We start from the raw sequence: 25,183 nt of genomic DNA on the forward strand, positions 1-25,183 counted from the left end.
TTTTTGACTGAAGATTGACTGGGCATGTTGGATCAGATTCGTATCGTTTTGGTAAACACCTCTCACACAGGCAACATGGGATCCGCGGCGCGAGCCATGAAGACCATGGGGCTGACCCGGTTGGTGTTGGTTGATCCGCAAACCTTGCCAGATGACAGCGCTCATGCGCTGGCTGCAGGTGCCAGTGACGTGCTCGCCAATGCCCGTATCGTATCGACACTGGATGAGGCCATTGCTGACTGCGGTCTGGTCATCGGCACCAGTGCCCGTTCCCGTACCCTGAGCTGGCCCATGCTGGATCCCCGTGAAGCAGGGGAAAAAGCCGTGGGGGAGGGGATGCAGCACCCGGTTGCCTTGGTGTTTGGCCGTGAACGCACTGGCCTCACCAACGACGAGTTGCAGAAATGCCACTACCATGTGGCCATTCCGGCCAATCCGGAATACAGCTCCCTCAATCTGGCCATGGCGGTACAGACTATCTGCTATGAAGTGCGGATGTGCTGGCTGAAGGATCAGGCTCCCGAGGTGGAGAGCGAGGCGGATTATCCCAGCGCCCATCAGCTGGAAGGCTTTTATCAGCATCTGGAGCAGACTCTGCTCAAAACAGGCTTCATTGCCGACGACCACCCGGGTCAGGTGATGAGCAAGCTGCGCCGCCTGTTCAATCGGGCCCGTCCGGAAGCGATAGAACTCAATATTTTGCGCGGCATTCTGACCTCGATCCAGAAGCCAAAGCCGCAGGATTAAACCCGACTGTATTACTCAACCATATACTTGACTGTTTTAGTCGGGTATGTGACCATGTGCCCATATTGATTGGTTCGCAAGACGGTAAGGCATATGAGACTGACCTCAAAAGGACGTTACGCTGTGACTGCCATGCTCGACGTGGCGTTGCATGCAGAGCAGGGGCCTGTGCCCCTGGCTGATATTTCAGAGCGCCAGGGCATCTCCTTGTCCTATCTCGAGCAACTGTTTGCCCGCCTGCGCAAGCATGGTCTGGTGAGCAGTGTGCGTGGTCCGGGCGGTGGTTATCGCCTCGGTCTGGCCCCTGATGCTATCTCTGTCGGTCAGGTGATCACTGCAGTCGACGAGTCGGTTGATGCCACCAAGTGTCTCGGCAAGGGTGGCTGTCACGGCGGTACCCAGTGTCTCACTCACTCCCTGTGGCGTGATCTCAGCGAGCGTATTTCCAGTTTCCTGGGGGATATCACCCTGGCTGAGCTGGTGGGTCAGGCGGACGTGCGCCGGATTGCCGGCAAGCAAGATGAACAAATGAAAACCGTGTTGTCCCTGGTTGATCGGGTAGAACACGGCGATGTGAGCTTGAAAGTCCAACTATAAACAAACGTGCTTTCCACAGCCGGTCGATGTGTGACCCTGGCTGTAACGGAGAAAAACATGAAACTGCCTATTTACCTTGATTATTCGGCAACCTGTCCGGTGGACCCGCGTGTCGCAGAAAAAATGATGCAGTGTCTCACCATGGATGGCCTGTTCGGCAATCCAGCTTCCCGTTCCCACCGCTTTGGCTGGCAAGCCGAAGAGGCGGTAGACCTGGCCCGTAATCAAGTGGCAGAGCTGATCGGTGCAGACCCGCGCGAGATCGTCTTTACCTCCGGCGCGACCGAATCCAACAACCTGGCCATCAAGGGCGTTGCCCATTTTTATGCTGGCAAGGGCAAGCACATCATCACCTCCAAGACAGAGCATAAGGCAGTACTCGATACTTGCCGCCAGCTGGAGCGTGAAGGCTATGAGGTGACTTACCTCGAGCCGATGCCCAATGGCCTGTTCACTCTGGAGCAGATCGAAGGCGCCCTGCGCGATGACACCATTTTGGTGAGCATCATGCACGTCAACAACGAAATTGGCGTTGTGCAAAACATTGCCGCCATCGGCGAGCTGTGCCGCTCCCGCAAGATCTTGCTGCACGTGGACGCAGTCCAGAGCGTGGGCAAGATCCCGGTGGATGTGGAAGCGCTGAAAGTTGACCTGCTCTCTGTTTCTGCGCACAAGGTATACGGCCCGAAAGGGATCGGTGCCCTGTTTGTGCGTCGCAAGCCCCGCGTTCGTCTGGAAGCCCAGATGCACGGTGGTGGCCACGAACGTGGCATGCGTTCAGGCACACTGCCGACTCACCAGATCGTTGGCATGGGTGAAGCTTTCCGTATCGCCAAAGAAGAGATGGCGAGCGAAGGCCAGCACATCATGGCCCTGCGTCAGCGTCTGTGGGATGGCATCAAGGATATTGAAGCCGTCTACATCAACGGTGACCTGGAACAGCGTGTACCGGGCAACCTCAACGTCAGCTTCGCTTATGTGGAAGGGGAATCCCTGATCATGGCGCTGAAAGATCTGGCGGTCTCTTCCGGTTCTGCCTGTACCTCGGCTAGCCTGGAACCCTCCTATGTACTGCGCGCGCTGGGCCTGAACGACGAGCTGGCGCACAGCTCCATCCGTTTCAGCCTGGGTCGCTTTACCACAGAAGAAGAGATTGATTACGCAATCAAGCTTATCCGTGACTCCATCGGTCGTCTGCGCGAGATGTCTCCCCTGTGGGAGATGTACAAAGACGGCGTCGATCTGAACACGGTCGAATGGGCTCATCACTGATCCATCGGACCAGTGATCAACGGAATTAGCAGGAGTTAGATATGGCTTACAGTGAAAAAGTAATCGACCACTACGAGAATCCCCGCAACGTAGGTGGCTTCGACAAGAACGATCCCAACATAGCGACCGGTATGGTCGGTGCTCCGGCGTGTGGCGACGTGATGAAGCTGCAACTGAAGATCAGCGACGACGGCATCATCGAAGACGCCAAGTTCAAGACCTACGGCTGTGGCTCCGCCATTGCCTCCAGCTCCCTGGTGACCGAGTGGGTCAAGGGCAAGACCCTAGACGAAGCCGCCGGCATCAAGAACACTGACATCGCCGAAGAGCTGGCTCTGCCACCGGTGAAGATCCACTGCTCCATTCTGGCTGAGGATGCCATCAAGGCCGCCATCGCCGATTACAAGCAGAAGAAAGGTCTCTAAGGTCAGGAGAGCAGTATGGCCATTACCATGACAGATGCCGCAGCGGCACGGGTTTCCTCTTTTCTGACCAACCGGGGCAAGGGCATAGGCCTTCGCCTCGGCGTCAAGACCACCGGCTGTTCGGGTCTTGCCTATGTGCTCGAGTTTGTCGATGAGCTGGCGGATGAAGATCAGGTGTTTGAGCAGAACGGTGTCAGAATCATCGTCGATGCCAAGAGCCTGATCCATCTGGATGGCACCGAACTGGACTTCGTCAAGGAAGGCCTCAATGAGGGCTTCCAGTTCAATAACCCCAACGCCAAGGGCGAGTGTGGTTGCGGCGAAAGTTTCAGTGTCTGACAGGTTTGACATACATGATGTCCTGCCGGTTGAACTGGTCGAAAACGACCAGTTCAACAACACCCGGCTCAGCGTTTTTGGCGAGTTTGGTGGCGGTGAAAACGTCTGTGTCTAAGAGGTTTGCATGAATCATTTCGAGCTGTTTGGGCTGGTTGAAGGCTTCGAGCTCGATACCCGTCAGCTGGCGGACACCTACCGTCAGTTGCAAACCCAGTTCCACCCCGATCGTTTTGCCACGGCGCCCGAGCGGGAACAACTGGTTGCGGTGCAACGAGCCGCCCAGATCAACGATGCCTATACCACCCTCAAGACGCCCCTGCGCCGAGCCGAGTATTTGCTCTCCCTGCGAGGCACCGATATTCGTGGCGAGCAGCAAACCCTGCAAGACACCAGCTTCCTGATGCAACAACTTGAGTGGCGTGAGCGCCTGGCCGACTTGAAAGGGGAAGCCGACCCTGAGGGTGCCATCAAGGATTTTCGCCAGGAAATAGGGCATGATCACCAGCTGTTGATGCAACAGCTGACACTGACGCTTGCCGCTGGTGATGATCTGATCGCGGCTGATTGCGTCCGCAAACTCAAGTTTGTCGACAAGCTCCTCGAAGAGCTGGAACGATTCGAAGACTCACTGTTCGAGTCTTGATCCTTTAACGCTGGAATTTTGATTACCCATGGCATTACTGCAAATCGCCGAGCCCGGCCAGAGCGCCGCACCTCATCAGCATAAACGTGCCGTTGGCATCGATCTTGGCACCACCAATTCTCTGGTCGCGGCAGTGCGCAGCGGCCACGCCGATACCCTCTGCGACGAGCAGGGGCGGGATCTGCTGCCCTCAGTGGTGCACTATCAGGTTGATGCTATTCGTGTCGGCTTTGACGCCAAGCGTGAAGCCTCACTCGATCCTCACAACACCATCGTCTCCGCCAAGCGGATGATGGGCAAGGCCCTGGCCGACATCGATACTCGCCAGCAGCCTTACCAGTTTGTGGCCGCCGATAACGGCATGCCCCAGCTGCAGACCCGTCAGGGGCTGGTCAACCCGGTACAGGTTTCAGCCGAAATTCTGAAGAAACTGGCAGAGCGTGGTGCCGCCGCACTGGGTGGCGAGCTGGATGGCGTTGTCATTACCGTGCCCGCCTATTTTGATGATGCCCAGCGTCAGGGTACCAAGGACGCGGCCCGTCTGGCCGGTCTGCACGTACTGCGCCTGCTCAACGAACCCACTGCCGCCGCGATTGCCTACGGCCTCGACTCCGGTCAGGAAGGGGTGATAGCAGTGTATGATCTCGGCGGCGGGACCTTTGATATCTCCATCCTTCGTCTGCACCGCGGTGTGTTTGAAGTGATGGCTACCGGTGGTGACTCGGCGCTGGGGGGCGATGATTTCGATCACCTGCTGGCGGACTGGATCAAGGCACAAGCCGGCCTTGAAGGTCAGCTCGATGCCAGCACCCAGCGCGAATTGCTGGATGTGGCCGCCGCCGTCAAACACGGCCTGACCGATGCCGATCTGGTGCCCTGTGCCTTTGCCGGTTGGCAGGGGGAGGTGAGCCGCCACCTGTTTGAGGAACTCATCACTCCGCTGGTCAAGCGTACCTTGCTGGCCTGTCGCCGCGCCCTGCGTGATGCGGGGCTGGAGCAGGTGGAAGTGCTGGAGGTGGTGATGGTCGGTGGCTCTACCCGGGTGCCGCTGGTACGCGAGCGAGTGGGGGAATTCTTCCAGCGTACGCCGCTGACCAGTATCGACCCGGACAAGGTGGTCGCCATTGGCGCCGCCATCCAGGCCGATATCCTGGTGGGCAACAAGCCTGATGCCGAGATGCTGCTGCTGGACGTGATCCCGCTCTCCCTTGGCCTTGAGACCATGGGTGGCCTCGCCGAGAAGGTGATACCGCGCAATACCACGATTCCGGTGGCCCGCGCCCAGGAGTTCACCACCTTCAAGGATGGCCAGACAGCGATGGCAATCCACGTGGTGCAAGGGGAGCGTGAACTGGTGGCCGATTGCCGCTCTCTGGCCCGTTTCACCCTGACCGGGATCCCCCCTATGGCGGCGGGGGCTGCCCACATTCGCGTCACCTTCCAGGTGGATGCGGATGGTCTGCTGTCGGTCAGTGCCATGGAGAAATCCTCCGGCGTGCAGGCCGAGATCCAGGTAAAGCCTTCCTACGGGCTGGGGGAGGAGGACATACTCACCATGCTGAGTGCCTCCATCGCCAACGCCCAGCAAGACATGGATGCCCGCATGCTGGCAGAGCAGCAGGTGGAGGCCGACCGAGTGGTCGAAAGCCTCAATGCTGCCCTGGCCGCCGATGGCGATGCACTGCTGAGCACCGCCGAGCGCGCTGCCATAGACAGTGCGATCACCCATCTGCTGTCTGTGCGCGCCGCAGGGACAACCAATCAAATCAAAGATGCCATCGAGGCGGCGGACGCTGTCAGTGGTGAATTTGCAGCCCGCCGGATGGACGCCTCCATCCGCAAGGTGCTGACCGGACAAAACGTCAACAAGGTGTAATATGCCAAAACTGATTATTCTGCCCCATCCCGAGCTCTGTCCGGACGGTGCCGCGCTCGAAGGCAAGAGTGGCGAGACCATCCTGGATGTGGCGCTGCGCAATGGCATCGAGATCGAGCATGCTTGCGAGAAGTCCTGCGCCTGCACCACCTGTCATTGCGTGGTGCGGGAGGGGTTCGACTCCCTCGAGCCGAGCGATGAGCTGGAAGATGACATGCTGGACAAGGCATGGGGACTGGAGCCGGAATCCCGTCTCAGTTGCCAGGCCAGACTGGCAGACGAGGATCTGGTGGTGGAGCTGCCCAAGTACACCATCAACCTCGCTTCAGAACGCCATTGATGGCACCTTAATTACACATGAGTGAATTGAGCGTGCAGCATCCCATGGTGCAGTAATGATATGGTGAAGGCCGTGACCCTTGAGGGGAACGGCCTTTTTTGTGCTCGTTATTTCCCTATTGATTAATGAAAGTGCCAATAAAAAGGAAGCAAGAGAACATGGCTGACATGATGAACGTACGCTTGTCCCTCCAGGCCGCCGCCGCCCAGTGGGGCGAAGGTGCCCAGCTCAGTTTCAACGGTGACGAGGCCCGCATTCATCTGGGCGCTATCGCCCAGGAAGATGACACCTTGCGCACCATACAGCGTGCGGCCCGCCGTCTCGAGTCCAGCGGCATCAAGCGGGTGAAGCTGGCCGGTGATGATTGGGATCTGGAACGCCGTTACGCCTTCGCCCAGGGCTTCTACGCCGCCAAGGGGGCGCGTGAGCTGGACTTCGGCCCACAGAGCGAGTCCGATGCCCGCGAGCTGGATGCGCTGATCAAGGCGACCCGCTGGGTACGCGAGGTGACCAACGGTTGTCCGGAAGCCATTTATCCCATGAGCCTGGCGGAATCAGCCTTGCTGCTGATCCGTGGTCTGGGTGGGGATCAGGTCACTGCCCGTATCACAGCCGGCGAGGCGTTGCGTGAGGCCGGCCATATCGGCATCTGGTCGGTAGGTCGTGGCAGCGAGCGAGAGCCCGTGCTGCTGGAGCTCGACTACAACCCGACCGGGGATCGCAATGCCCCCGTGGTGGCCGCCCTGGTGGGCAAGGGCATCACCTTCGATTCCGGTGGCTATTCCATGAAGTCCTCTGACAACATGCTGCCGATGAAGTCCGACATGGGCGGTGCAGCCATGGTGACAGGCGCTCTGGCGTTGGCCATCAGCCGTGGCCTGAACAAGCGGGTGAAGCTCATTCTCTGTTGCGCCGAGAATCTGGTCTCCGGCCATGCCTTCAAGCTCGGCGACATCCTCACCTACAAGAACGGCATCTCGGTCGAGATCCAGAATACCGATGCAGAAGGGCGTCTGGTGCTGGCCGATGGTCTGATGGCCGCCTCCGACAGTGGCGCGACCTACATCCTGGATGCCGCTACCCTGACCGGCGCCGCCAAGACGGCGCTGGGTCGTGACTACAACGCCGTGTTTGCCCTCGATGAAGTCGAGCAGCAACGGGCACTGGCAGCCGCCAAAGCCGAACACGAGAAGGCCTGGGCCCTGCCACTCGAACCCTGGCACGTGGGCCAGCTCACCTCTGCCTTTGCCGAGCTGGGCAACGTGGCCTCTGCCGAAGGCACGGCCGGGGCCACCACGGCGGCCGCTTTCTTGTCCCGTTTCGTGCGTGACGAGGGCAAGGGCTGGGTACACCTGGATCTGGCGGCTTCTTATCAAAAATCAGGCAATGATCTCTGGGCAACCGGGGCCAAAGGCCACGGTCTGCGCACTATCGCACGCTGGCTGCAGGAGGTGAGTGCATGAAGGTCAGCTTACATTGCCGGTTGCAGGAGGTACTTGAATGAACATCTGGTTAAGCCGTGAGTTTGCTTCCGCCGAGTGGGGGGAGGGGGCGCTGCTCTCTCACCGTGCCGATGGCATGGTGATCCATCTGGTGACCGCTACGCCGCTGATCGATATCCAGCAGGCGGCGCGTCGCCTGTGCAGCCAGGGGATCCAGAAAGTGGCCCTGGCCGGTCATTGGGAGCGCGAGCAGCAGTGGGCCTTCGCCCAGGGACTGCAGACCCCCAAGGCCGAAGTCGAGCTGCAATGGGCCACCTCGTCTGAAGAGGACAGGGAGGAGCTGGAGGCTCGCTGGCTGTGCGGACGCTGGGTCCGCGAGATGACCAATGCCACCCCGGAGCAACTGGGGCCGCTGGAGCTGGCGGTGGAGGCGGCGGCCTTTATTACCGAGCTGGCGCCGGACAGGATCAGTCATCGCATCCTGAAAGGAGAAGCGTTGCAACAGGCTGGCTGGGTCGGTCTCTATCAGGTTGGCCGTGGCAGCGATCGCGAGCCCGTGCTGCTGGAGCTGGACTACAACCCGACCGGGGATCGCAACGCCCCGGTGGCGGCGGCCCTGGTGGGCAAGGGCATCACCTTCGACTCCGGTGGCTACTCCATGAAAACCTCCCAGGGCATGCTCACCATGAAACATGACATGGGGGGGGCGGCCATAGTGACCGGTGCCCTGGCGCTGGCCATACTGCGCGGCCTCGACAAGCGGGTGAAGCTCATCCTCTGTTGCGCCGAGAATCTGGTCTCCGGCCACGCCTACAAGCTGGGTGATATCCTCACCTACAAGAACGGCACCACGGTCGAGATCGTCAATACCGATGCCGAGGGGCGCCTGGTGCTGGCCGACGGCCTGCAACTGGCAAGCGACAGCGGGGCGTCGCTCATCATAGATGCAGCCACCCTGACGGGCGCCGCCGTCATGGCGCTGGGGGGGCGTTACAACGCCCTGTTTGGACTGGACAAAGGACTGGTGAGTCGTGCCATGGCTTACGCGGATGCCGAGCAGGAGCCCGCCTGGCCGCTGCCGCTGGAGCCCTGGCACCGCCAGCAGTGCCCGTCTCACTATGCCGACACGGCCAACAGCCGCCCAGTGCCGGGCGGTGGCCCTGGCGGCGCCTCCAACGCGGCGGGCTTCCTCTCCCGCTTCGTCGGCAATGAAGGACGGGGTTGGTTGCACGTCGATCTGGCCGCCAGTTTCAGTGAGAACGGTGACAGCCTGTGGGCGCCGGGCGCCAACACCCTGGGGATGCGCACCATAGCGCATACCCTGCTGGCGGAAGCGCGCTGAGCAGGATGACAATCGTCAAGGAAGGGCACCTGAGGGTGCCCTTTTCAGCAGTGCTGCATTAGTCAGCAATAGGCAGGGTTTCAGGGGCTTAACACGGCTATCGTGCACAAGCGCACATTTTTTCCTGCCGCACTGGGCCAAGATGAGTGGTGATGTTGTTTTAAGGACGTGTTTGTTTAATAAAAAGTTGCTTTTTTGTGTGTTATTTCGGTTTTTGTTTACGTATAATCGCCGCCGAACATGGATTCTAACAATAAAACTCTGTAGTTAAGGAAAGATCTCAATGGCCATCGAACGTACCTTTTCTATCGTCAAGCCGGATGCAGTCAGCAAAAACTTGATCGGTGCCATCTATAACCGCTTCGAGAGCGCGGGTCTGAAAGTCATCGCCGCCAAGATGCTGCACATGAGCAGCGAGCAAGCCGCTGGTTTCTATGCCGAACACCAGGGCAAGCCTTTCTATGACGGATTGGTCAGCTTCATGACGTCTGGTCCTGTCATGGTACAGGTGCTGGAAGGGGAAGATGCCATCCGCCGTCATCGTGAAATCATGGGGGCGACCAACCCGAAAGAGGCCCTGGCCGGCACCCTGCGTGCCTGCTACGCCGAGAGCATCGACCGCAACGCCGTGCACGGTTCCGACGCGCCGGCCTCTGCCGCCCGTGAAATCGCCTACTTCTTCTCCGACGACGAGATCTGCCCGCGCGGCTGAGTCTGGCGTTTGAAGATGATCAAGGGAGCCTCGGCTCCCTTTTGTTTTTTGGCCTTTTGGTCAATATCCCCTTATTCTCCGGGTAGAAAGCCAGACCCATTATTTGTACAATGCCGCCCCCTGACATCGTCAGCCAATAATTTATGTAGTTTGTGGACTGAGGCCTTTGATGAGCGAAATAAAAACCAACCTGCTGGATCTTGATCGGGATGCCATGCGTGCCTTCTTCGTCGAACTGGGCGAGAAGCCATTCCGGGCAGATCAGATCATGAAGTGGATTTATCACTTCGGTTGTGATGATTTCGATCAGATGAACAACGTCAACAAGGTACTGCGCGAGCGCCTGAAGGCGATCGCCGAGATCCGGGCGCCGGAAGTGAGCCGTGAACAACGTTCCTCTGACGGCACCATCAAGTGGGCGCTGCAGGTGGGCGGTCAGGAAGTGGAAACCGTCTACATCCCGGAAGAAGACAGGGCGACCCTGTGCGTCTCCTCCCAGGTGGGTTGTGCGCTGGCGTGCAAATTCTGCTCCACCGCTCAACAGGGTTTTAACCGCAACCTGAAAGTGTCCGAGATCATCGGCCAGGTGTGGCGCGCCGCCAAAATCGTCGGTGGCAAGCGCCCCATCACCAACGTTGTGATGATGGGCATGGGGGAGCCGCTGCTCAACCTTGCCAATGTGATACCGGCCATGCGCCTGATGATGGATGACTTCGGTTACGGCATCTCCAAGCGTCGTGTCACCATCTCCACCTCGGGTGTGGTGCCTGCACTGGACATTCTCGGCGATCAAATTGACGTGGCCCTGGCCATCTCCCTGCATGCGCCGAACGACAAGCTGCGCTCCGAGATCATGCCGATCAACGACAAGTACAACATCGAGGACTTCCTCGCCGGTGTGCGCCGTTATCTGGCCAAGTCCAATGCCAACGGCGGTCGCGTGACCGTGGAGTATGTGCTGCTCGATCACATCAATGATGACATGCAGCATGCCCACGAGCTGGCCAAGGTGCTCAAAGACACCCCGAGCAAGATCAACCTGATCCCGTTCAATCCCTTCCCGGGCAATCCCTATGGCAAGCCGAGCAACAGCCGCATCGACCGTTTCTCCAAGGTGTTGATGGAATATGGCTTCACCGTCATCGTCCGCAAGACCCGTGGTGACGACATCGATGCCGCCTGTGGTCAGCTGGTGGGGGAGGTCATCGATCGCACCAAGCGCACCATGAAAAATCGGATGCAACAGGATGGGATTTCCGTCAAAATGGTTTAACTTGCTAAGCCATTGTATAGTCAGGGAATGGATACACGTACATTGATCGTAGTGGCAGCGCTCAGCGCGCTGCCCGGCTGTGTTACCGAGACCACTTACGCTGGCCAGAACTCTACCCAGCGTGAAGTGGGTCCCGACCTCAAGGCGGCTGCTCAGACCCGTCTGGATTTAGGTATTCAATATCTGCGGCAGGGCAATGCCGAACAGGCCAAGTTCAACCTTGATCGCGCTCTTCAATACGACCCCGACAACCCCAAGGTCCAGATCGGCTTCGCCTACTTCTACCAGCAGGTAGAGGACTACAAGGCGGCCGAAGAGAGCTACAAGAAAGCCCTCGCCATGGATCCGTCCAATGCTGACGCAATGAACAACTATGGTGCCTTCCTGTGCAACCGTGGCCGCTTCGACGAGGCGGAGAAGGCATTCCTGCAGGCCGTGAGTCAACCCGACTATATCCGGATTGCCGATACCTATGAAAATGCGGCACTTTGCGCCGCTCAAAATCGCAGAAATGATAAAGCAAGCGAGTACTATCGCTTGGCCTTGGGGTATAATCCCCGCAATCCAAGGTTATTGCTGGACATGGCTGAGCTTTCCATGAAAGATGGCAAGCTGCCTGATGTGCAAGCCTATCTCGTCCGTTTTGCCAATGTGTCAGACGAGAATGAAAGCAGTCTCTGGTTGAGATTGCGGCTGGCTCAGGCCATGGACAAACCGGCACTCCTTCACCAATTCGGGACTGAGCTGGTAAGGCAATATCCCACTTCGCAACAAGCCAAGCGTTACTTAGCCAATGACTACTGAACAGCCACACGATATTCAAGACGACTCTCAGGCAGCAGGCCCAGGCCAGCTGCTGCGCAACGCCCGTGAACAGCTTGGCTGGACACGAGAACAGGTTGCGTCCCGCATTCACCTTCGTCTGACCCTGATTGCTGCGATCGAATCAGATACGTATGACAAACAGACTTCCCATACTTTCATTCGGGGTTATCTGCGCACCTACGCCAAGCTGGTCGGCATCCCGGATGAAACCATTCTGGCTGCCTACGACAAGCTGGGGCTGACGCCACCTGACAACATCGACATGCAGAGCTTCTCCCGCCGTTCCCGCCAGCAAGCCAACGACAGTCGGCTCAAGGTAGTGACCTGGCTGGTGATCCTGGTGCTGATCGCGCTCTCCGTCGCCTGGTGGTGGCAGAGTACGGCGCGTCGCTCCGCCGGTGACGAGGCTCTGGCGGCAACAGAAATGAGCAGTACGACCGACATGGGTGTGACTGGCAATATGCCGGGCGCCACCCTGGCCCCTGCGATGGAGATGGCGGATCCTGCCGTCATGCCGGCGGTCTCTGATGCGGCGGCAACTGCCGTTGAGCAGACCGTGAGCAGTGCTGCTGCAACCGCTGCGCCAGCGACCCCAAGCAGTGCAGCTGCAACGGATGTGTCCGCTGAGGTGGCAACATCGGCTGGGGAAGGCGAGACAGCGAGTGATGCAGCCACTGCCTCCCAACTCAAGATAAACTTCACAGCAGACTGCTGGCTGGACGTCAAGGATGCCAATGGCAAGACGCTGTTCAGCGGTCTGAAAAAAGCAAATGATCAACTGGTATTGGAAGGATCCGAGCCGCTCAAGCTCATCATTGGCGCGCCCATGGCGGTCAATATCGAGTATCAGGGCAAGTCCATCGACATGAGCCGTTACAACAACGGCCGGACTGCTCGCCTCTCACTGCCGCAGGAGTAATCTGTCCGCCATGTCCGCTCACGAATCTCCCATTATTCGTCGTAAATCCAGGCAGATCATGGTCGGTAACGTGCCGGTTGGGGGCGATGCCCCCATCACTGTGCAGACCATGACCAACACCAAAACCACGGACGTGGCCGCCACCGTCGAGCAGATCCGGCGGATCGAGCGGGTCGGCGCCGACATAGTCCGGGTCTCGGTGCCCACCATGGAAGCGGCTGAAGCCTTCAGGCTCATCAAGCAGCAGACCCGCATTCCCATCGTCGCCGATATTCACTTCGACTACCGCATCGCCCTGAAAGTGGCCGAGTACGGCGCCGACTGCCTGCGCATCAACCCGGGCAACATCGGTAACGAAGAGCGGGTACGGGCCGTGGTCGATTGCGCGCGCCACTACAACATCCCGATCCGCATCGGCGTCAACGGCGGCTCTCTGGAGAAAGACATCCAGGAGAAGTACGGCGAGCCGACCCCGGAGGCCTTGCTCGAGTCAGCTATGCGCCATGTGGACTATCTGGATCGCCTCAACTTCGATAACTTCAAGGTGAGCGTCAAGGCGTCTGACGTCTTCCTGGCCATCGGTGCCTATCGCCTGCTGGCCAAGCAGATCGAGCAGCCGCTGCACCTTGGCATCACGGAAGCGGGCGGTTTTCGCGCCGGCGCGGTGAAATCCGCCGTCGGGCTCGGCATGCTGCTGGCCGATGGCATCGGCGATACCATCCGCATCTCCCTGGCGGCTGACCCGGTGGAAGAGATCAAGGTGGGCTTTGATATCCTCAAATCCCTGCGCATCCGTTCCCGCGGTATCAACTTCATCGCCTGTCCCTCCTGCTCCCGTCAGGAGTTCGATGTGATCGCCACCGTCAATGCTCTGGAAGAGCGGCTGGAAGACATCATCACGCCGATGGATGTTTCCATCATCGGCTGTGTGGTGAATGGTCCGGGTGAGGCGTTGGTCTCTGATCTCGGGCTGGCGGGGGCGGCCAACAAGAGCGCCTTCTACGAGGGCGGCCAGCGGGTCGACCGGCTCGACAACAAGGATCTCATCCCGATCCTGGAGCGCCGTATTCGCGCCCGGGCGGCCATGCTGGATCCAGCCAACCAGATCCAAGTGGATAAAGGTTGAGCCAATGTGGGGCCACCTAGGGTGGCCCCGTCTTTAGGTTGCTGATTTTAAATCCCGCTTTGGAACACCCTGATTTTACCTCAGGGTCGAAAATCCCTATAATGCGGCCAAATTTCACGTCTTTTCTCGAGTATCAACGTGGCAAAACAGATCCAAGCTATTCGCGGTATGAACGATTGCCTGCCGGAGCAGAGCCCGGTATGGCAGAAAGTAGAACAGATACTGCGCCAGGTTGTTGCCAGCTATGGCTACAGCGAAGTACGCATGCCGATTGTCGAGCAGACTCATCTGTTCAAGCGTGCCATCGGTGAAGTGACCGATGTGGTCGAAAAAGAGATGTATACCTTCGAGGATCGCAACGGCGACAGCCTGAGCCTGCGTCCTGAAGGGACAGCCAGCTGCGTGCGTGCCGGCATCGAGCATGGCCTGCTCTATAACCAGGAACGCCGGATGTGGTACATGGGTCCCATGTTCCGTCACGAGCGTCCCCAGAAGGGCCGTTACCGCCAGTTCCATCAGTTCGGTGTCGAGCTGTTTGGCATCAAGGGGCCAGATATTGACGCCGAGCTCATCATGCTGACCCACCGTCTGTGGCGTCTGTTCGGCATCAGCGATCATGTTACCCTGCAGCTCAACACGCTCGGCCAGAGCAGTGAGCGCGCCGCTTACCGCGATGCGCTGGTAGCCTATCTGGAGCAGTACAAGGATCAGCTGGACGAAGAGAGCCAGCGCCGCATGTACAGCAACCCGCTGCGGGTGCTCGACTCCAAGGATGAGAAGGTACAGGCCATGCTGGTGAAGGCTCCGCGCCTGTTCGACCATCTGGGGGAAGAGAGTCTGGCCCATTTCGAGGGGCTCAAACGCCTGCTCGAGTCTGCCGGCATCAAATATGAAGTGAACGAGCGTCTGGTTCGGGGTCTTGACTACTACAACCTGACCGTGTTCGAGTGGGTCACCACCAGCCTGGGTGCCCAGGGGACTGTCTGTGCCGGTGGCCGTTACGACGGTCTGGTGGAGCAACTCGGTGGTCAGGCGACTCCGGGCGTGGGCTTTGCCATGGGCATGGAACGTCTGGTGCTGATGCTCGAAACGCTGGAACTCAATGCCGATATCCGTCCTGATGTGGATGTGTATCTGGCCATGGTGGGTGAGGGTACCGAGCAGGCAGGCTTCCAGCTGGCAGAGCGTCTGCGCGATGCCCTGCCGGATTTGCGCCTGATGAGCCACTGCGGTGGCGGCAATTTCAAGAAACAACTCAAGCGTGCCGACAAGAGCGGCGCGGCCATTGCCCTGATCCTTGGCGAGACCGAGGTGCAAAACGGGGAGATCACCATCAAATATCTGCGTGGCCAGGCTGAGCAACAGACCGTCACGGTCGACGCCGCCATTGCCCTGCTGGCAGCCAAAGGAGACTAAGCAGTGGAAGTTTATACCACCGAAGAACAACAGGTTGAGGTCATCAAGAGCTGGTGGAAAGAGAACGGAACCTCGGTGCTCGCAGGAACTGTTATCGGTCTGGTCGGACTCTTTGGCTGGCGCTATTACAACGATTATCAGCTCACCAATCAGGAAGCTGCCTCCCAGGCTTACAACGAGATCTCGGCCCAGCTGGCCAAGGGTGATGCTGCCACCTTCGAACAGGTGCAAGCCTTCATCACTGATCACAAGGGTGAGGCTTATGCCGAGCTGGCTGCCCTGCAACTGGCTGCGGCGGCCGTCAAGGCGAACAAGCTGGATCTGGCTGCCGAACAGCTGACTCAGGTCGCGAGCAATGGCGATGAGAGCATTCGTCCCATCGCTGCTTTGCGTCTGGCCCGTGTGCTGAACGATCAGGGCAAGGCTGACGAGGCTCTGACCCAGCTTGGCAAGATCAACAACGATGCCTTCAAAGCCCAGGTGGCGGAAGTGCGTGGCGACATACTCTACAAGCAGGGCAAGGCCGAAGAGGCCCGCGATGCTTATCAGGCAGCGGCTGATGCCGGTGGTCTGCAGGGCAGCGCCGAGCTCAAGCTGAAGATGGACGATCTGGCGCTGCCAGCCGTGACCACGGGTGGTGCTCCGGATGCGTAATTTGTTCAAAATGGTGGCCTTGGGGGCGGCAGTCTCCTTCGCCCTGCAGGGGTGTTCCCTGTTCAGCTCGGAAGAAGATCTCAACCCCATGGCGCCTTTGCCCGTGGTTGAATCTGCCTTCACCGCTGATACCGCCTGGTCCTCGTCTGTCGGCGATGGCATCGGCGACTTCTACTCCCAGCTCAAGCCGGTGGTGGAAGAGGATCGCATCTATGCCGCAGCACGCGATGGCGACGTAACGGCCTTTGATCGTGCGAGCGGAAAAGAGTTGTGGAGCGTGGATCTGGCCGATTTGCCGGTCAACGCCGAGAAGCGCAGTGCCCGTCTCTCCGGCGGCCTGGTTGCCCGTTATGGCAAGCTGTTCCTCGGATCCGAGAACGGGGTGGTTTACGCCCTGAACGAAGAGAACGGGGAAGTGCTGTGGCAGACCACTGTGCCGGGTGAGGTCGTGGCCAGCCCCGCCGTCGAAGACGGTCGCGTGGTGGTGCTGACGACATCCGGTCGTCTGGTGGCCCTCGATACCGATGAAGGCAAGTTGCAGTGGACCCTGGCTGAAGAACAGCCGCCGCTGACCCTGCGCAGCGCCGGTGCTCCCGTCATTACCAACGGCGCCGTGCTCTATGGCCGCGCTGATGGCAAGGTGGGCATAGCCTTGCTGAGCAACGGTCAGCCGGTGCGTCAGTCCAAGGTGGCGGATCCGCGCGGTGCGACCGAGCTGGATCGCATGGTGGACGTGGATGCAACGCCGCTGATCGCCGGTGATGAGCTCTATGCCATCGCCTATAATGGCCAGCTGATGGCACGCAAGCTGATGACCGGTGACGAGGTGTGGAAGCGCAAGTATTCCGGCTACCGCGACATGGCGGTGACCGGCAATGCCATAGTGCTGACCGACAGCCGCAGCCATCTGTTTGCGGTCGACCGTCGCAACGGGCTTGAGTTGTGGTCCAACACCCAGCTGGAAAATCGCACCGTTACGGCCCCTGTCATCCTGGGTGACTATGTGGTGGTCGGCGATGTGGAAGGTTACCTGTATTGGCTGGATCGTACCGACGGTACCATCAAGGCCATGCAGCAGCTCGACAGCAGTGGTCTCTACGCCGCCCCCCTGGTGGACGGTGACACCCTGTATGTGCAGAGCCGTGGCGGCAAGTTGTACGCTATCCCGCGTCCCTGATCGTCCGTCAATGTGAATATCCGGCTCCTGGTCTTCGGACCCGGAGCCTTTGTCGTCTTGAGAATGAGGCTTTTATGACTCCTGTAGTAGCCCTGGTGGGCCGCCCCAACGTGGGGAAATCCACCCTGTTTAACCGCTTGACCCGTACCCGGGATGCCCTGGTGGCCGACTTCCCCGGTTTGACCCGGGACCGTAAATACGGTCAGGCGAAGTTGGGCGAGCTGGAATTTATCGTGGTTGATACCGGCGGTATCGATGGCACCGAAGAGGGGATCGAGCTGAAGATGGCCGAGCAATCCCTGCTGGCCATCGAAGAAGCCGATGTGGTGCTGTTTATGGTGGATGCGCGCGCAGGATTGACGGCAGCCGATCAGGCTATCGCAGCGCATCTGCGCAAGACCCACAAGAAGGTGTTTCTGGTGGCCAACAAGACCGACGGCATCGACGGTGATTCCGCCGTGTCCGAGTTCTACAGCCTGGCGCTGGGCGATGTCTACCAGATCGCGGCCGCTCACGGTCGTGGCGTGCTGAGCCTGCTGGAACTGGCCCTGGCTCCCCATCTGGAAACCCTGGTTGACGCCGCTGCCGAAGAAGATGCGCAGGATGAAGAAGAGGAGGACTTCGACGAAGAAGCCCTGCTGCGCATGGTAGCCGCCGGTGATCTCGATACCAGGGAAGATACCAAGGAGACCCCGTTCGCCGACTTGCCCATCAAGTTTGCCATCGTCGGTCGCCCCAACGTCGGCAAATCGACCTTGACCAACCGCATGCTGGGTGAAGACCGCGTCATCGTCTATGACATGCCGGGCACCACCCGCGACTCCGTCTATGTTCCGATGGAGCGTGACGAGCAGAAGTACGTCATCATCGACACCGCCGGTGTGCGTCGTCGTGGCAAGGTGCACGAGACGGTGGAGAAGTTCTCCGTCATCAAGACCCTCAAAGCCATTGAAGATGCCAACGTCTGCCTGCTGGTGATCGATGCCCAGGAGACCATCACGGATCAGGACTTGAGCATCCTCGGCTTCGTGCTCCACTCAGGCCGCTCGGTGGTACTGGTGGTGAACAAGTGGGACGGCCTGGATCAGAAGGTGAAAGAGGACGTCAAGAACGAGCTGGACAGACGCCTGGGCTTCATCGATTTCGCCCGTGTTCACTTCATCTCCGCCCTGCACGGCAGCGGTGTCGGCCACTTGTTCGAATCCATTCAGGAGGCGTACCAGTCCGCCACCCGCCGTACCAGTACCGCCATGCTGACCCGAATCATGCAGATGGCGCAGGAAGATCACCAGCCACCGATGGTGAACGGTCGCCGCGTCAAGCTCAAATATGCTCACGCCGGTGGTTACAACCCGCCCCGTATTGTGATCCACGGCAACCAGTTGAATGACCTGCCGGATTCGTACAAGCGGTATCTCATCAACTACTTCCGCAAGTCGCTCAAGATCATGGGCTCCCCGATCCGGGTCGAGTTCCAGGAGTCTGCCAACCCGTTCGAGGGTCGGAAGAACACCATGACCCTGAGCCAGGAGCGTCAACGCAAGCGCCTGCTCAAGGCCAAAACCAAGAAATAAGGCCCAGCGGCTGCCCTCACCGGCAGCCGTTTTTTCTTGGGAAGAGGCGAGGGGGATCTGCTGTGGGTTGGCTCACAGCAGATCCACTTTGAGAGGAGTCGAGTATGAATTCCCTGATTTGCCCGGCCTGCAACACAGCGCTGGACAGCCGTAGCCGCGAGGTGAGTTGTAGCCAGTGTCAGGCCCGTTATCGAGTCCGGGCCCTGTGTCCTGGCTGCCAGCAGGAGCTGGAGCGGCTCAAGGCGTGCGGCGCTGTGGATTACTTCTGCAATCACTGCAACTGTCTGGTATCGAAGCGGTCGGTGATCTTTGAGGCGACCCCGGCCGCGCAACAGTAAGAGAATAAAAAACCCGGCAAATGCCGGGTTTATGCTGTGTGTTCTGCTATCAGCAAGGTGTAGGAGCGGTTTCTGCGCCAAATCTTGCGTTTGATGTCATTGAGCTTGAGTTTGCGTCTGGGGCTCCAGGCGCTCTTGGCTTTTCTGACCAGAGTGGTTCTTCTGCGAGCTCGCATCTTGGTCTCCTCCCATTGGGTGGCCATTTGGTACTACGAATGGAGCCTATCCGAAAATGCTGTCTACCAGTAGTTAACTTGATGAAATAAAGCGATAAAAACAATTTCGGACAGGCTCCGGTCTGTCCGGATGGTAACAGAGAACTCACCCGGAAAACAAATCTGTCAACAAGGACTCAACGCAGTGTGATCTGCTTGACCACTTCGGCGATGACGGTGGGGCGCTCTGTGCTTTGTGGCTCGCTGCTGTCGTCCTCATCCAACTCTTCACGTCTGTGTGCTTTTTGCTGTTCGTTGTCGAGCCAGAGCAGGCTCTGGTAGTACTGGCGAACGTTGTTGACGTAGTTGCGCGCCTCACCGCCACGGGCATAGCCGTAGCGGACCTTGCGGTGCCAGCGTGCCTGCTGCAGCAGAGGCAGCACCTCTTTCACATCGCTCCAGGCATCGGGATTCTTGCCCAGCTCCTTGGTCAGACGACGGGCATCCATCATGTGGCCATAGCCGATGTTGTAGGCGGTAAGTGCAAACCACACTTTCTCGTCTTCGGGCACAGAGGCGGGCACCTTCTCCATCATATGTTGCAGATAGCGAGCCCCCCCTTCGATGCTCTCCTCCGGATGAGTTCTGTCTTTGACCCCCATCGCCTTGGCGGTGGGCTCGGTCAGCATCATCATGCCGCGCACCCCTGTGTAGGAGCGGGCCTGCGGGTCCCAGTGGGACTCCTGATAGCTGATGGCCGCCAGCAGACGCCAGTCCACCGTGCGGGCATGAGTCTTGAACAGATCCTGATACTTGGGCAGCAGGCTCTTGGCCCGCTGTAAAAAGGTGCGGGTGTCGACGAAGTCGAAGTTCTGCACATGGCCGAAGTATTTCTCGTCCAGCTTGGCGATGGCGCCATCCATGAAGCGCTGGCCGAAGAAGTCGATGATGCTGGCGTAGAGACTGTCATCGGGCAGCTTGGTCATGGCCCAAGCCACCGTCTGGTTCTTGGAGAGCGTCAGCCCCTCGGTGAGCTCGGGGTAGTAGCGCTGGGTGCGGGCCAGCACTGTGTCCTGCACCACCGTATAGTCAATCTTGCCGTCGGCCACCTGCTTGAGCAGCTCCTCCACGTCGGCGTCCCGGTTGGTACTCCATTTCAGCCCGGGGTACTCCTTGGCCAGCTCCCTGAGCAGATCCTCACCGGTGGAGCCTGCCGGTACCACTATGGAGCCCTTCAGATCACCAATGTCCTTTGGCTTGGGCGAGCCATAGCGATACACCAGCTTGGGGGAGACCTGATAAAAACCGGGGCCGAAGCGAAACAGGGCACGCCGCTCCGGGGTGACTACGATGGCGGCGGCGGCGAGATCCAGCTTGCCTTTCTCAAGCAGCTCGACCAGTTCTGCGATGGAATAGACGGGGACTATGGTGAGCTTGACCCCCAACCAGTCGGCATAGCTCTTCGCCAGCTCGTAATCGAACCCCTGGGCGAGGTCGTCACGCTGGTAATAAGAGGTGGAGCCATAGATGGTGCCAACCCGGATCTCGCCCCGTTGGCGGATCTGTTCCAGCTGGCTGGAGGGGGTGTAGAAGTCGCAGCCGACCAGGGTCAGCAGCAACATCAGCCCGATAAACAGTCGAAAAATGCAGCGCAAGTAGGTGAGTACCCTTGTTGAAAAAATCGGCATTTGTCAGAAAAGAGGGACCTTTATACCAGAGAGTGTGCACCGAGTCACACTCGGTAAATCAAGAAAAACGTTTGTCCGGCGTGAGCCAGATCCCTATAATACGCGCGTCTCAAATCCCCCCACACTTTAAAACTTGGTGAGAAAGGTCATATGGAAATCTTGCGAGGTGCGCCTGCACTGTCTGAGTTTCGTATCCAAAAACTGTTGCAACGCTTTGCACAGATGGCAACGGCGAGTGGAGTAGAGAGCGGAGTAGAGATAGAGAGCGTTTACGCGGAATACGTGCATTTTGCCGAGCTGTCGGCCCCCCTGTCGCCGCCCGAGCGAGCGACCTTGGGCCAGCTTCTGCGCTATGGCCCGACCATTCCTGAACACACCCCCAGCGGTCAGCTGTTTCTCGTTACCCCCCGTCCTGGCACTATCTCCCCCTGGTCTTCCAAAGCAAGCGACATCGCCCATAACTGCGGCCTGACCCAGGTCAAGCGGCTGGAGCGCGGCATTGCCTATTACGTGCAGACCAAGGGTGAATTGAGCGCAGCCCAGCGCAATGAGGTCGCAGCCCTGCTGCACGATCGCATGATGGAAGTGGTGTTCGGCGACATGGAAGAGGCGAGCGCCCTGTTTGCCCACCAGGCGCCGCGTTCTTTCACCCAGGTGGATGTACTGGGTGGTGGTCGCCAGGCGCTGGCAGAGGCCAACGTGGCGCTGGGTCTGGCGCTGGCCGATGACGAAATTGACTACCTGGTGGAGAACTTCACCCGGCTGGGTCGCAACCCCAACGACATCGAGCTCTACATGTTTGCCCAGGCGAACTCGGAGCACTGTCGTCACAAGATTTTCAACGCCGACTGGACCATAGACGGCGAGCAGCAGCCCAAGTCGCTGTTCAAGATGATCAAGAACACCTTCGAGCAGACGCCGGATCATGTCCTGTCTGCCTATAAAGACAACGCCGCCGTGATGGAAGGGAGCCAGGGTGGCCGTTTCTTCCCGAGCCCTGCCAGTGGTGAGTACCAGTATCATCAGGAGCAGGTCGACATACTGATGAAGGTGGAAACCCACAACCACCCGACCGCCATCTCCCCCTTCCCGGGAGCGGCTACCGGCTCCGGCGGCGAGATCCGCGACGAGGGTGCAACCGGCCGTGGTGCCAAGCCCAAGGCGGGTCTGGTGGGCTTTACCGTCTCCAACCTGCGCATTCCCGGTTTCGAACAGCCCTGGGAGCAGGATTTCGGCAAGCCGAGCCGCATCGTCAGTGCCTTTGACATCATGCAGGAGGGGCCGCTCGGCGGCGCCGCCTTCAACAATGAATTCGGTCGCCCGGCCATTCTCGGTTACTTCCGTACCTTCGAAGAGGAGGTGCCGAGCCACAACGGCATCGAGGTGCGTGGTTATCACAAGCCCATCATGCTGGCGGGCGGCATCGGCAACATCCGCACCGATCATGTCCAGAAAGGGGAGATCCCGGTCGGGGCGGCCCTGATAGTGCTGGGCGGTCCGGCCATGAACATCGGTCTGGGTGGCGGTGCAGCCTCCTCCATGGCCTCCGGTCAGTCAGCCGAAGATCTCGACTTTGCCTCGGTGCAGCGCGACAACCCCGAGATGGAGCGTCGTTGTCAGGAAGTGATCGACCGCTGCTGGCAGCTGGGCGATGCCAACCCCATCGTCTTCATCCACGACGTGGGAGCGGGTGGCCTCTCCAACGCCATGCCGGAGCTGGTCAATGACGGTGAGCGCGGTGGCCGTTTCGATTTGCGCGCCATCCAGAGCGACGAGCCGGGCATGAGCCCGCTGGAGATCTGGTGCAACGAATCCCAGGAGCGTTACGTGCTGGCGGTGGCGCAGGACAAGCTGCCACTGTTCAAGGCTCTGTGCGAGCGTGAGCGCGCGCCTTATGCCGTGATCGGCACCGCCACCGAAGAGAAGCATCTCACCCTCTCTGACAGCCACTTTGACAACCAGCCCATCGATTTGCCGCTGGACGTGCTGCTCGGCAAGGCGCCCAAGATGCACCGCGATGTCACTACCCTGCCAGCTCAGGGCAAGCCGCTGCAACTGGACGGCATCACGCTGAACGAGGCGGCCGAGCGGGTACTGCGCTTGCCGACCGTGGCGGAGAAGTCCTTCCTCATCACCATCGGCGATCGCAGCGTGACCGGTCTGGTCAACCGTGACCAGATGGTCGGTCCCTGGCAGATCCCGGTGGCCGATTGCGCCGTTACTGCTGCCACCTACGACAGCTATCACGGCGAAGCCATGTCCATGGGCGAGCGTACTCCGGTGGCGCTGCTCTCCCACGCCGCATCCGCCCGCATGGCGGTAGCCGAAGCCCTGACCAACCTGGCGCCGACTCATATCGGGTCACTGAAGCGGGTCAAGCTCTCCGCCAACTGGATGGCCGCTGCCGGTCATCCGGGGGAAGATGCCGGTCTCTATGAGGCGGTGAAAGCGGTGGGTGAAGAGCTCTGCCCGGCCCTTGGCATTACCATACCGGTGGGCAAGGACTCCATGTCCATGAAGACCCGCTGGCAGCAAGATGGCAAGGAGCAAAGCGTCACCTCGCCGCTCTCCCTGCTCATCACCGCCTTTGCCCGGGTGGAAGATGTTCGCAATACTGTGACGCCGCAACTGCGTACCGATCTGGGTGAGACCGACCTTATCCTGATTGACCTTGGCAACGGCAAGCAGCGCCTCGGCGCCTCGGCCCTGGCTCAGGTCTACCGTCAGCTGGGTGACAAGGCACCGGATCTCGACAATCCGGTGCAACTGAAAGGCTTCTTCAACGCCATTCAGGCACTGGTGGCCGATCGCAAGCTGATCGCCTACCACGACCGCTCCGACGGCGGCCTGTTCGTCACCCTGACCGAGATGGCCTTCGCCGGTCACTGCGGTCTCGATATCCAGCTGGACCGCATCGGTGGCGAGCTGTTGCCGGCGCTGTTCAACGAGGAGCTGGGCGCCGTCATTCAGGTGCGTCGCGACGACAAGGAAGCCGTGATGACACTGCTGGCCGGTCACGGCCTGGCTGCCTGCTCCCATGTGCTGGGCACAGTGCGCGAGGGGGACCTCATCACACTGCAGCGCGCGGGTACAGAAGTGTATCGTGCCAGCCGCACCGCCCTGCGTACCCTTTGGGGCGAGACCAGCTGGCAGATGCAGCGTCTGCGGGACAACCCCGAGTGCGCGGATCAGGAACATGCCGCCCGTCAGGATGCCACCGACCCGGGTCTGCAGGCCAGGCTCAGCTACAACCCGTCCGAGGATGTGGCCGCGCCCTATATCGCCAAGGGGGTCTCCCCCCGTCTGGCGGTGCTGCGCGAGCAGGGGGTCAACTCCCATGTGGAGATGGCGGCTGCGTTCGATCGTGCCGGCTTTGCCGCTGTCGACGTCCATATGAGCGACATTCTCTCCGGCCGGATCAAGCTGGAAGCGTTCCAGACCCTGGTGGCCTGTGGCGGCTTCTCCTACGGCGACGTACTGGGGGCGGGCGAGGGCTGGGCCAAGTCCATCCTGTTCAACGACAACACCCGTGAGCAGTTCCAGCGCTTCTTCGAGCGTGGCGATACCCTCTCCTTGGGCGTGTGCAACGGCTGCCAGATGATGTCCAACCTGCGCACCCTGATCCCGGGGGCCGATCTGTGGCCGCGCTTTGTGCGCAACCGCTCCGAGCGCTTCGAAGCACGCTTCAGCCTGGTGGAGGTGCAGGACTCTCCGTCCGCCTTCTTCGCTGGCATGGCGGGCTCAGTGATGCCCATCGCCGTCTCCCACGGGGAAGGGCGAGTGGAGGTGCGCGACGCCGCTCACTTGAGCGCGTTGCAAGCCAGTGGTCTGGTGGGTCTGCGTTTTGTCGACAACCGTGGTCAGGTGACCGAGCAATACCCGGCCAACCCGAACGGTTCGCCGGATGGCATTACCGCCGTGACCACCACGGATGGCCGGGCCACCATCATGATGCCGCACCCGGAGCGGGTGTTCCGCACCGTGGCCAACTCCTGGCACCCGGACAACTGGGGCGAGGATGGCGCCTGGATGCGGATGTTCCGCAACGCCCGTGTACGACTGGGTTAAATCCCGTCACCCACGCTGCAGCGCATCAAAAACCGGCCACTTGGCCGGTTTTTTTATTGGCGGAGGCGTGGCGCAGGCATGTCCAGTGTGGGCATCCCTGCTATCTGTGGAGGAGACGAGCGTTGGTTCGATGCAGATAAAAAATCCGGAACCAACCGGGCTGGTTTCGGATTTTGTGCATCGGGCGCAGGGAGCAATGGATCTTGGCGCATGGTATCCCGGCTTGGTGAGCCAT

23 protein-coding genes are annotated in these 25,183 nt (G+C 59.7%); 21 read left to right on the plus strand and 2 right to left on the minus strand.

Going from position 1 to position 25,183, the window contains the following annotated elements:
* Window positions 1–24 precede the first annotated feature (24 nt).
* From trmJ to GWQ27_RS04480, 20 genes are all read left to right on the plus strand, one after another.
* Window positions 25–747, plus strand: coding sequence for a tRNA (cytosine(32)/uridine(32)-2'-O)-methyltransferase TrmJ (gene trmJ / locus GWQ27_RS04385; RefSeq protein ID WP_265432928.1), 723 nt, complete (start codon window positions 25–27; stop codon window positions 745–747).
* A gap of 93 nt (window positions 748–840) precedes the next feature.
* Window positions 841–1,344 (plus strand): Fe-S cluster assembly transcriptional regulator IscR, encoded by a 504-nt coding sequence (gene iscR / locus GWQ27_RS04390; protein ID WP_017411386.1) that lies wholly within the window; start codon window positions 841–843, stop codon window positions 1,342–1,344.
* A gap of 57 nt (window positions 1,345–1,401) precedes the next feature.
* A complete protein-coding gene (locus GWQ27_RS04395) occupies window positions 1,402–2,616 on the plus strand; it encodes an IscS subfamily cysteine desulfurase (protein WP_059112288.1) in 1,215 nt (404 codons plus the stop codon).
* A gap of 41 nt (window positions 2,617–2,657) precedes the next feature.
* The gene (iscU, locus tag GWQ27_RS04400) at window positions 2,658–3,041 is read left to right on the plus strand and encodes a Fe-S cluster assembly scaffold IscU (RefSeq protein ID WP_005310405.1); all 384 of its coding nucleotides are present in this window, start codon (window positions 2,658–2,660) and stop codon (window positions 3,039–3,041) included.
* A gap of 15 nt (window positions 3,042–3,056) precedes the next feature.
* A complete protein-coding gene (gene iscA / locus GWQ27_RS04405; protein WP_005310407.1) occupies window positions 3,057–3,380 on the plus strand; it encodes an iron-sulfur cluster assembly protein IscA in 324 nt (107 codons plus the stop codon).
* A gap of 124 nt (window positions 3,381–3,504) precedes the next feature.
* A complete protein-coding gene (gene hscB, locus GWQ27_RS04410) occupies window positions 3,505–4,023 on the plus strand; it encodes a co-chaperone HscB (RefSeq protein WP_058394705.1) in 519 nt (172 codons plus the stop codon).
* A 28-nt stretch (window positions 4,024–4,051) separates the two neighbouring features.
* The gene (gene hscA, locus GWQ27_RS04415; RefSeq protein ID WP_058394704.1) at window positions 4,052–5,899 is read left to right on the plus strand and encodes a Fe-S protein assembly chaperone HscA; all 1,848 of its coding nucleotides are present in this window, start codon (window positions 4,052–4,054) and stop codon (window positions 5,897–5,899) included.
* A 1-nt stretch (window position 5,900) separates the two neighbouring features.
* Window positions 5,901–6,239: an ISC system 2Fe-2S type ferredoxin gene (gene fdx, locus GWQ27_RS04420; protein ID WP_005310414.1), complete on the plus strand. Its 339-nt coding sequence runs from the start codon at window positions 5,901–5,903 to the stop codon at window positions 6,237–6,239.
* A 158-nt stretch (window positions 6,240–6,397) separates the two neighbouring features.
* The gene (gene pepB, locus GWQ27_RS04425; protein ID WP_219597446.1) at window positions 6,398–7,702 is read left to right on the plus strand and encodes an aminopeptidase PepB; all 1,305 of its coding nucleotides are present in this window, start codon (window positions 6,398–6,400) and stop codon (window positions 7,700–7,702) included.
* 37 nt (window positions 7,703–7,739) lie between these two features.
* Window positions 7,740–9,023 (plus strand): aminopeptidase PepB, encoded by a 1,284-nt coding sequence (gene pepB / locus GWQ27_RS04430; protein ID WP_275906763.1) that lies wholly within the window; start codon window positions 7,740–7,742, stop codon window positions 9,021–9,023.
* Window positions 9,024–9,306: 283 nt separating this feature from the next.
* A complete protein-coding gene (ndk, locus tag GWQ27_RS04435) occupies window positions 9,307–9,735 on the plus strand; it encodes a nucleoside-diphosphate kinase (RefSeq protein WP_005310418.1) in 429 nt (142 codons plus the stop codon).
* Between the two features lie 169 nt (window positions 9,736–9,904).
* Window positions 9,905–11,008, plus strand: a complete 1,104-nt coding sequence (locus GWQ27_RS04440; protein WP_005310420.1) for a bifunctional tRNA (adenosine(37)-C2)-methyltransferase TrmG/ribosomal RNA large subunit methyltransferase RlmN — start codon at window positions 9,905–9,907, stop codon at window positions 11,006–11,008.
* 12 nt (window positions 11,009–11,020) lie between these two features.
* Window positions 11,021–11,812: a PilW family type IVa pilus biogenesis/stability lipoprotein TapF gene (gene tapF, locus GWQ27_RS04445; protein ID WP_265451852.1), complete on the plus strand. Its 792-nt coding sequence runs from the start codon at window positions 11,021–11,023 to the stop codon at window positions 11,810–11,812.
* Window positions 11,802–12,752 carry a cytoskeleton protein RodZ gene (gene rodZ / locus GWQ27_RS04450; RefSeq protein ID WP_275906764.1) on the plus strand — a complete coding sequence of 317 codons (951 nt, stop codon included), beginning with the start codon at window positions 11,802–11,804 and terminating at the stop codon, window positions 12,750–12,752. Before tapF ends, rodZ begins: the two co-directional genes overlap by 11 nt.
* 10 nt (window positions 12,753–12,762) lie before the next feature.
* On the plus strand, window positions 12,763–13,878 hold the full coding sequence (ispG, locus tag GWQ27_RS04455; protein WP_059112283.1) for a flavodoxin-dependent (E)-4-hydroxy-3-methylbut-2-enyl-diphosphate synthase: 1,116 nt from the start codon (window positions 12,763–12,765) through the stop codon (window positions 13,876–13,878).
* Window positions 13,879–14,016: 138 nt separating this feature from the next.
* The gene (gene hisS / locus GWQ27_RS04460; RefSeq protein ID WP_275906765.1) at window positions 14,017–15,294 is read left to right on the plus strand and encodes a histidine--tRNA ligase; all 1,278 of its coding nucleotides are present in this window, start codon (window positions 14,017–14,019) and stop codon (window positions 15,292–15,294) included.
* Between the two features lie 3 nt (window positions 15,295–15,297).
* Window positions 15,298–15,948, plus strand: coding sequence for a tetratricopeptide repeat protein (locus GWQ27_RS04465; protein ID WP_005310432.1), 651 nt, complete (start codon window positions 15,298–15,300; stop codon window positions 15,946–15,948).
* On the plus strand, window positions 15,941–17,125 hold the full coding sequence (bamB, locus tag GWQ27_RS04470) for an outer membrane protein assembly factor BamB (RefSeq protein WP_058394697.1): 1,185 nt from the start codon (window positions 15,941–15,943) through the stop codon (window positions 17,123–17,125). The genes GWQ27_RS04465 and bamB overlap by 8 nt, the downstream gene beginning before the upstream one ends.
* Before the next feature lie 74 nt (window positions 17,126–17,199).
* Window positions 17,200–18,699, plus strand: a complete 1,500-nt coding sequence (gene der, locus GWQ27_RS04475; RefSeq protein ID WP_017411381.1) for a ribosome biogenesis GTPase Der — start codon at window positions 17,200–17,202, stop codon at window positions 18,697–18,699.
* 104 nt (window positions 18,700–18,803) lie between these two features.
* Window positions 18,804–19,037 (plus strand): zinc ribbon domain-containing protein, encoded by a 234-nt coding sequence (locus GWQ27_RS04480; RefSeq protein ID WP_265432934.1) that lies wholly within the window; start codon window positions 18,804–18,806, stop codon window positions 19,035–19,037.
* A gap of 29 nt (window positions 19,038–19,066) precedes the next feature.
* Here GWQ27_RS04480 and GWQ27_RS04485 read toward each other — a convergent pair whose 3' ends face one another.
* Window positions 19,067–19,213, minus strand: a complete 147-nt coding sequence (locus tag GWQ27_RS04485; protein WP_011898860.1) for a hypothetical protein — start codon at window positions 19,211–19,213, stop codon at window positions 19,067–19,069.
* A gap of 176 nt (window positions 19,214–19,389) precedes the next feature.
* Window positions 19,390–20,880, minus strand: a complete 1,491-nt coding sequence (gene mltF / locus GWQ27_RS04490) for a membrane-bound lytic murein transglycosylase MltF (RefSeq protein ID WP_265432935.1) — start codon at window positions 20,878–20,880, stop codon at window positions 19,390–19,392.
* A gap of 150 nt (window positions 20,881–21,030) precedes the next feature.
* Between mltF and purL the strand changes: the two genes are divergently transcribed.
* Window positions 21,031–24,948, plus strand: a complete 3,918-nt coding sequence (gene purL / locus GWQ27_RS04495; RefSeq protein ID WP_275906766.1) for a phosphoribosylformylglycinamidine synthase — start codon at window positions 21,031–21,033, stop codon at window positions 24,946–24,948.
* Window positions 24,949–25,183: the final 235 nt, after the last annotated feature.

The organism is Aeromonas sp. 5HA1 (assembly GCF_029237245.1).
Taxonomy (GTDB): Bacteria; Pseudomonadota; Gammaproteobacteria; order Enterobacterales; family Aeromonadaceae; genus Aeromonas; species Aeromonas salmonicida.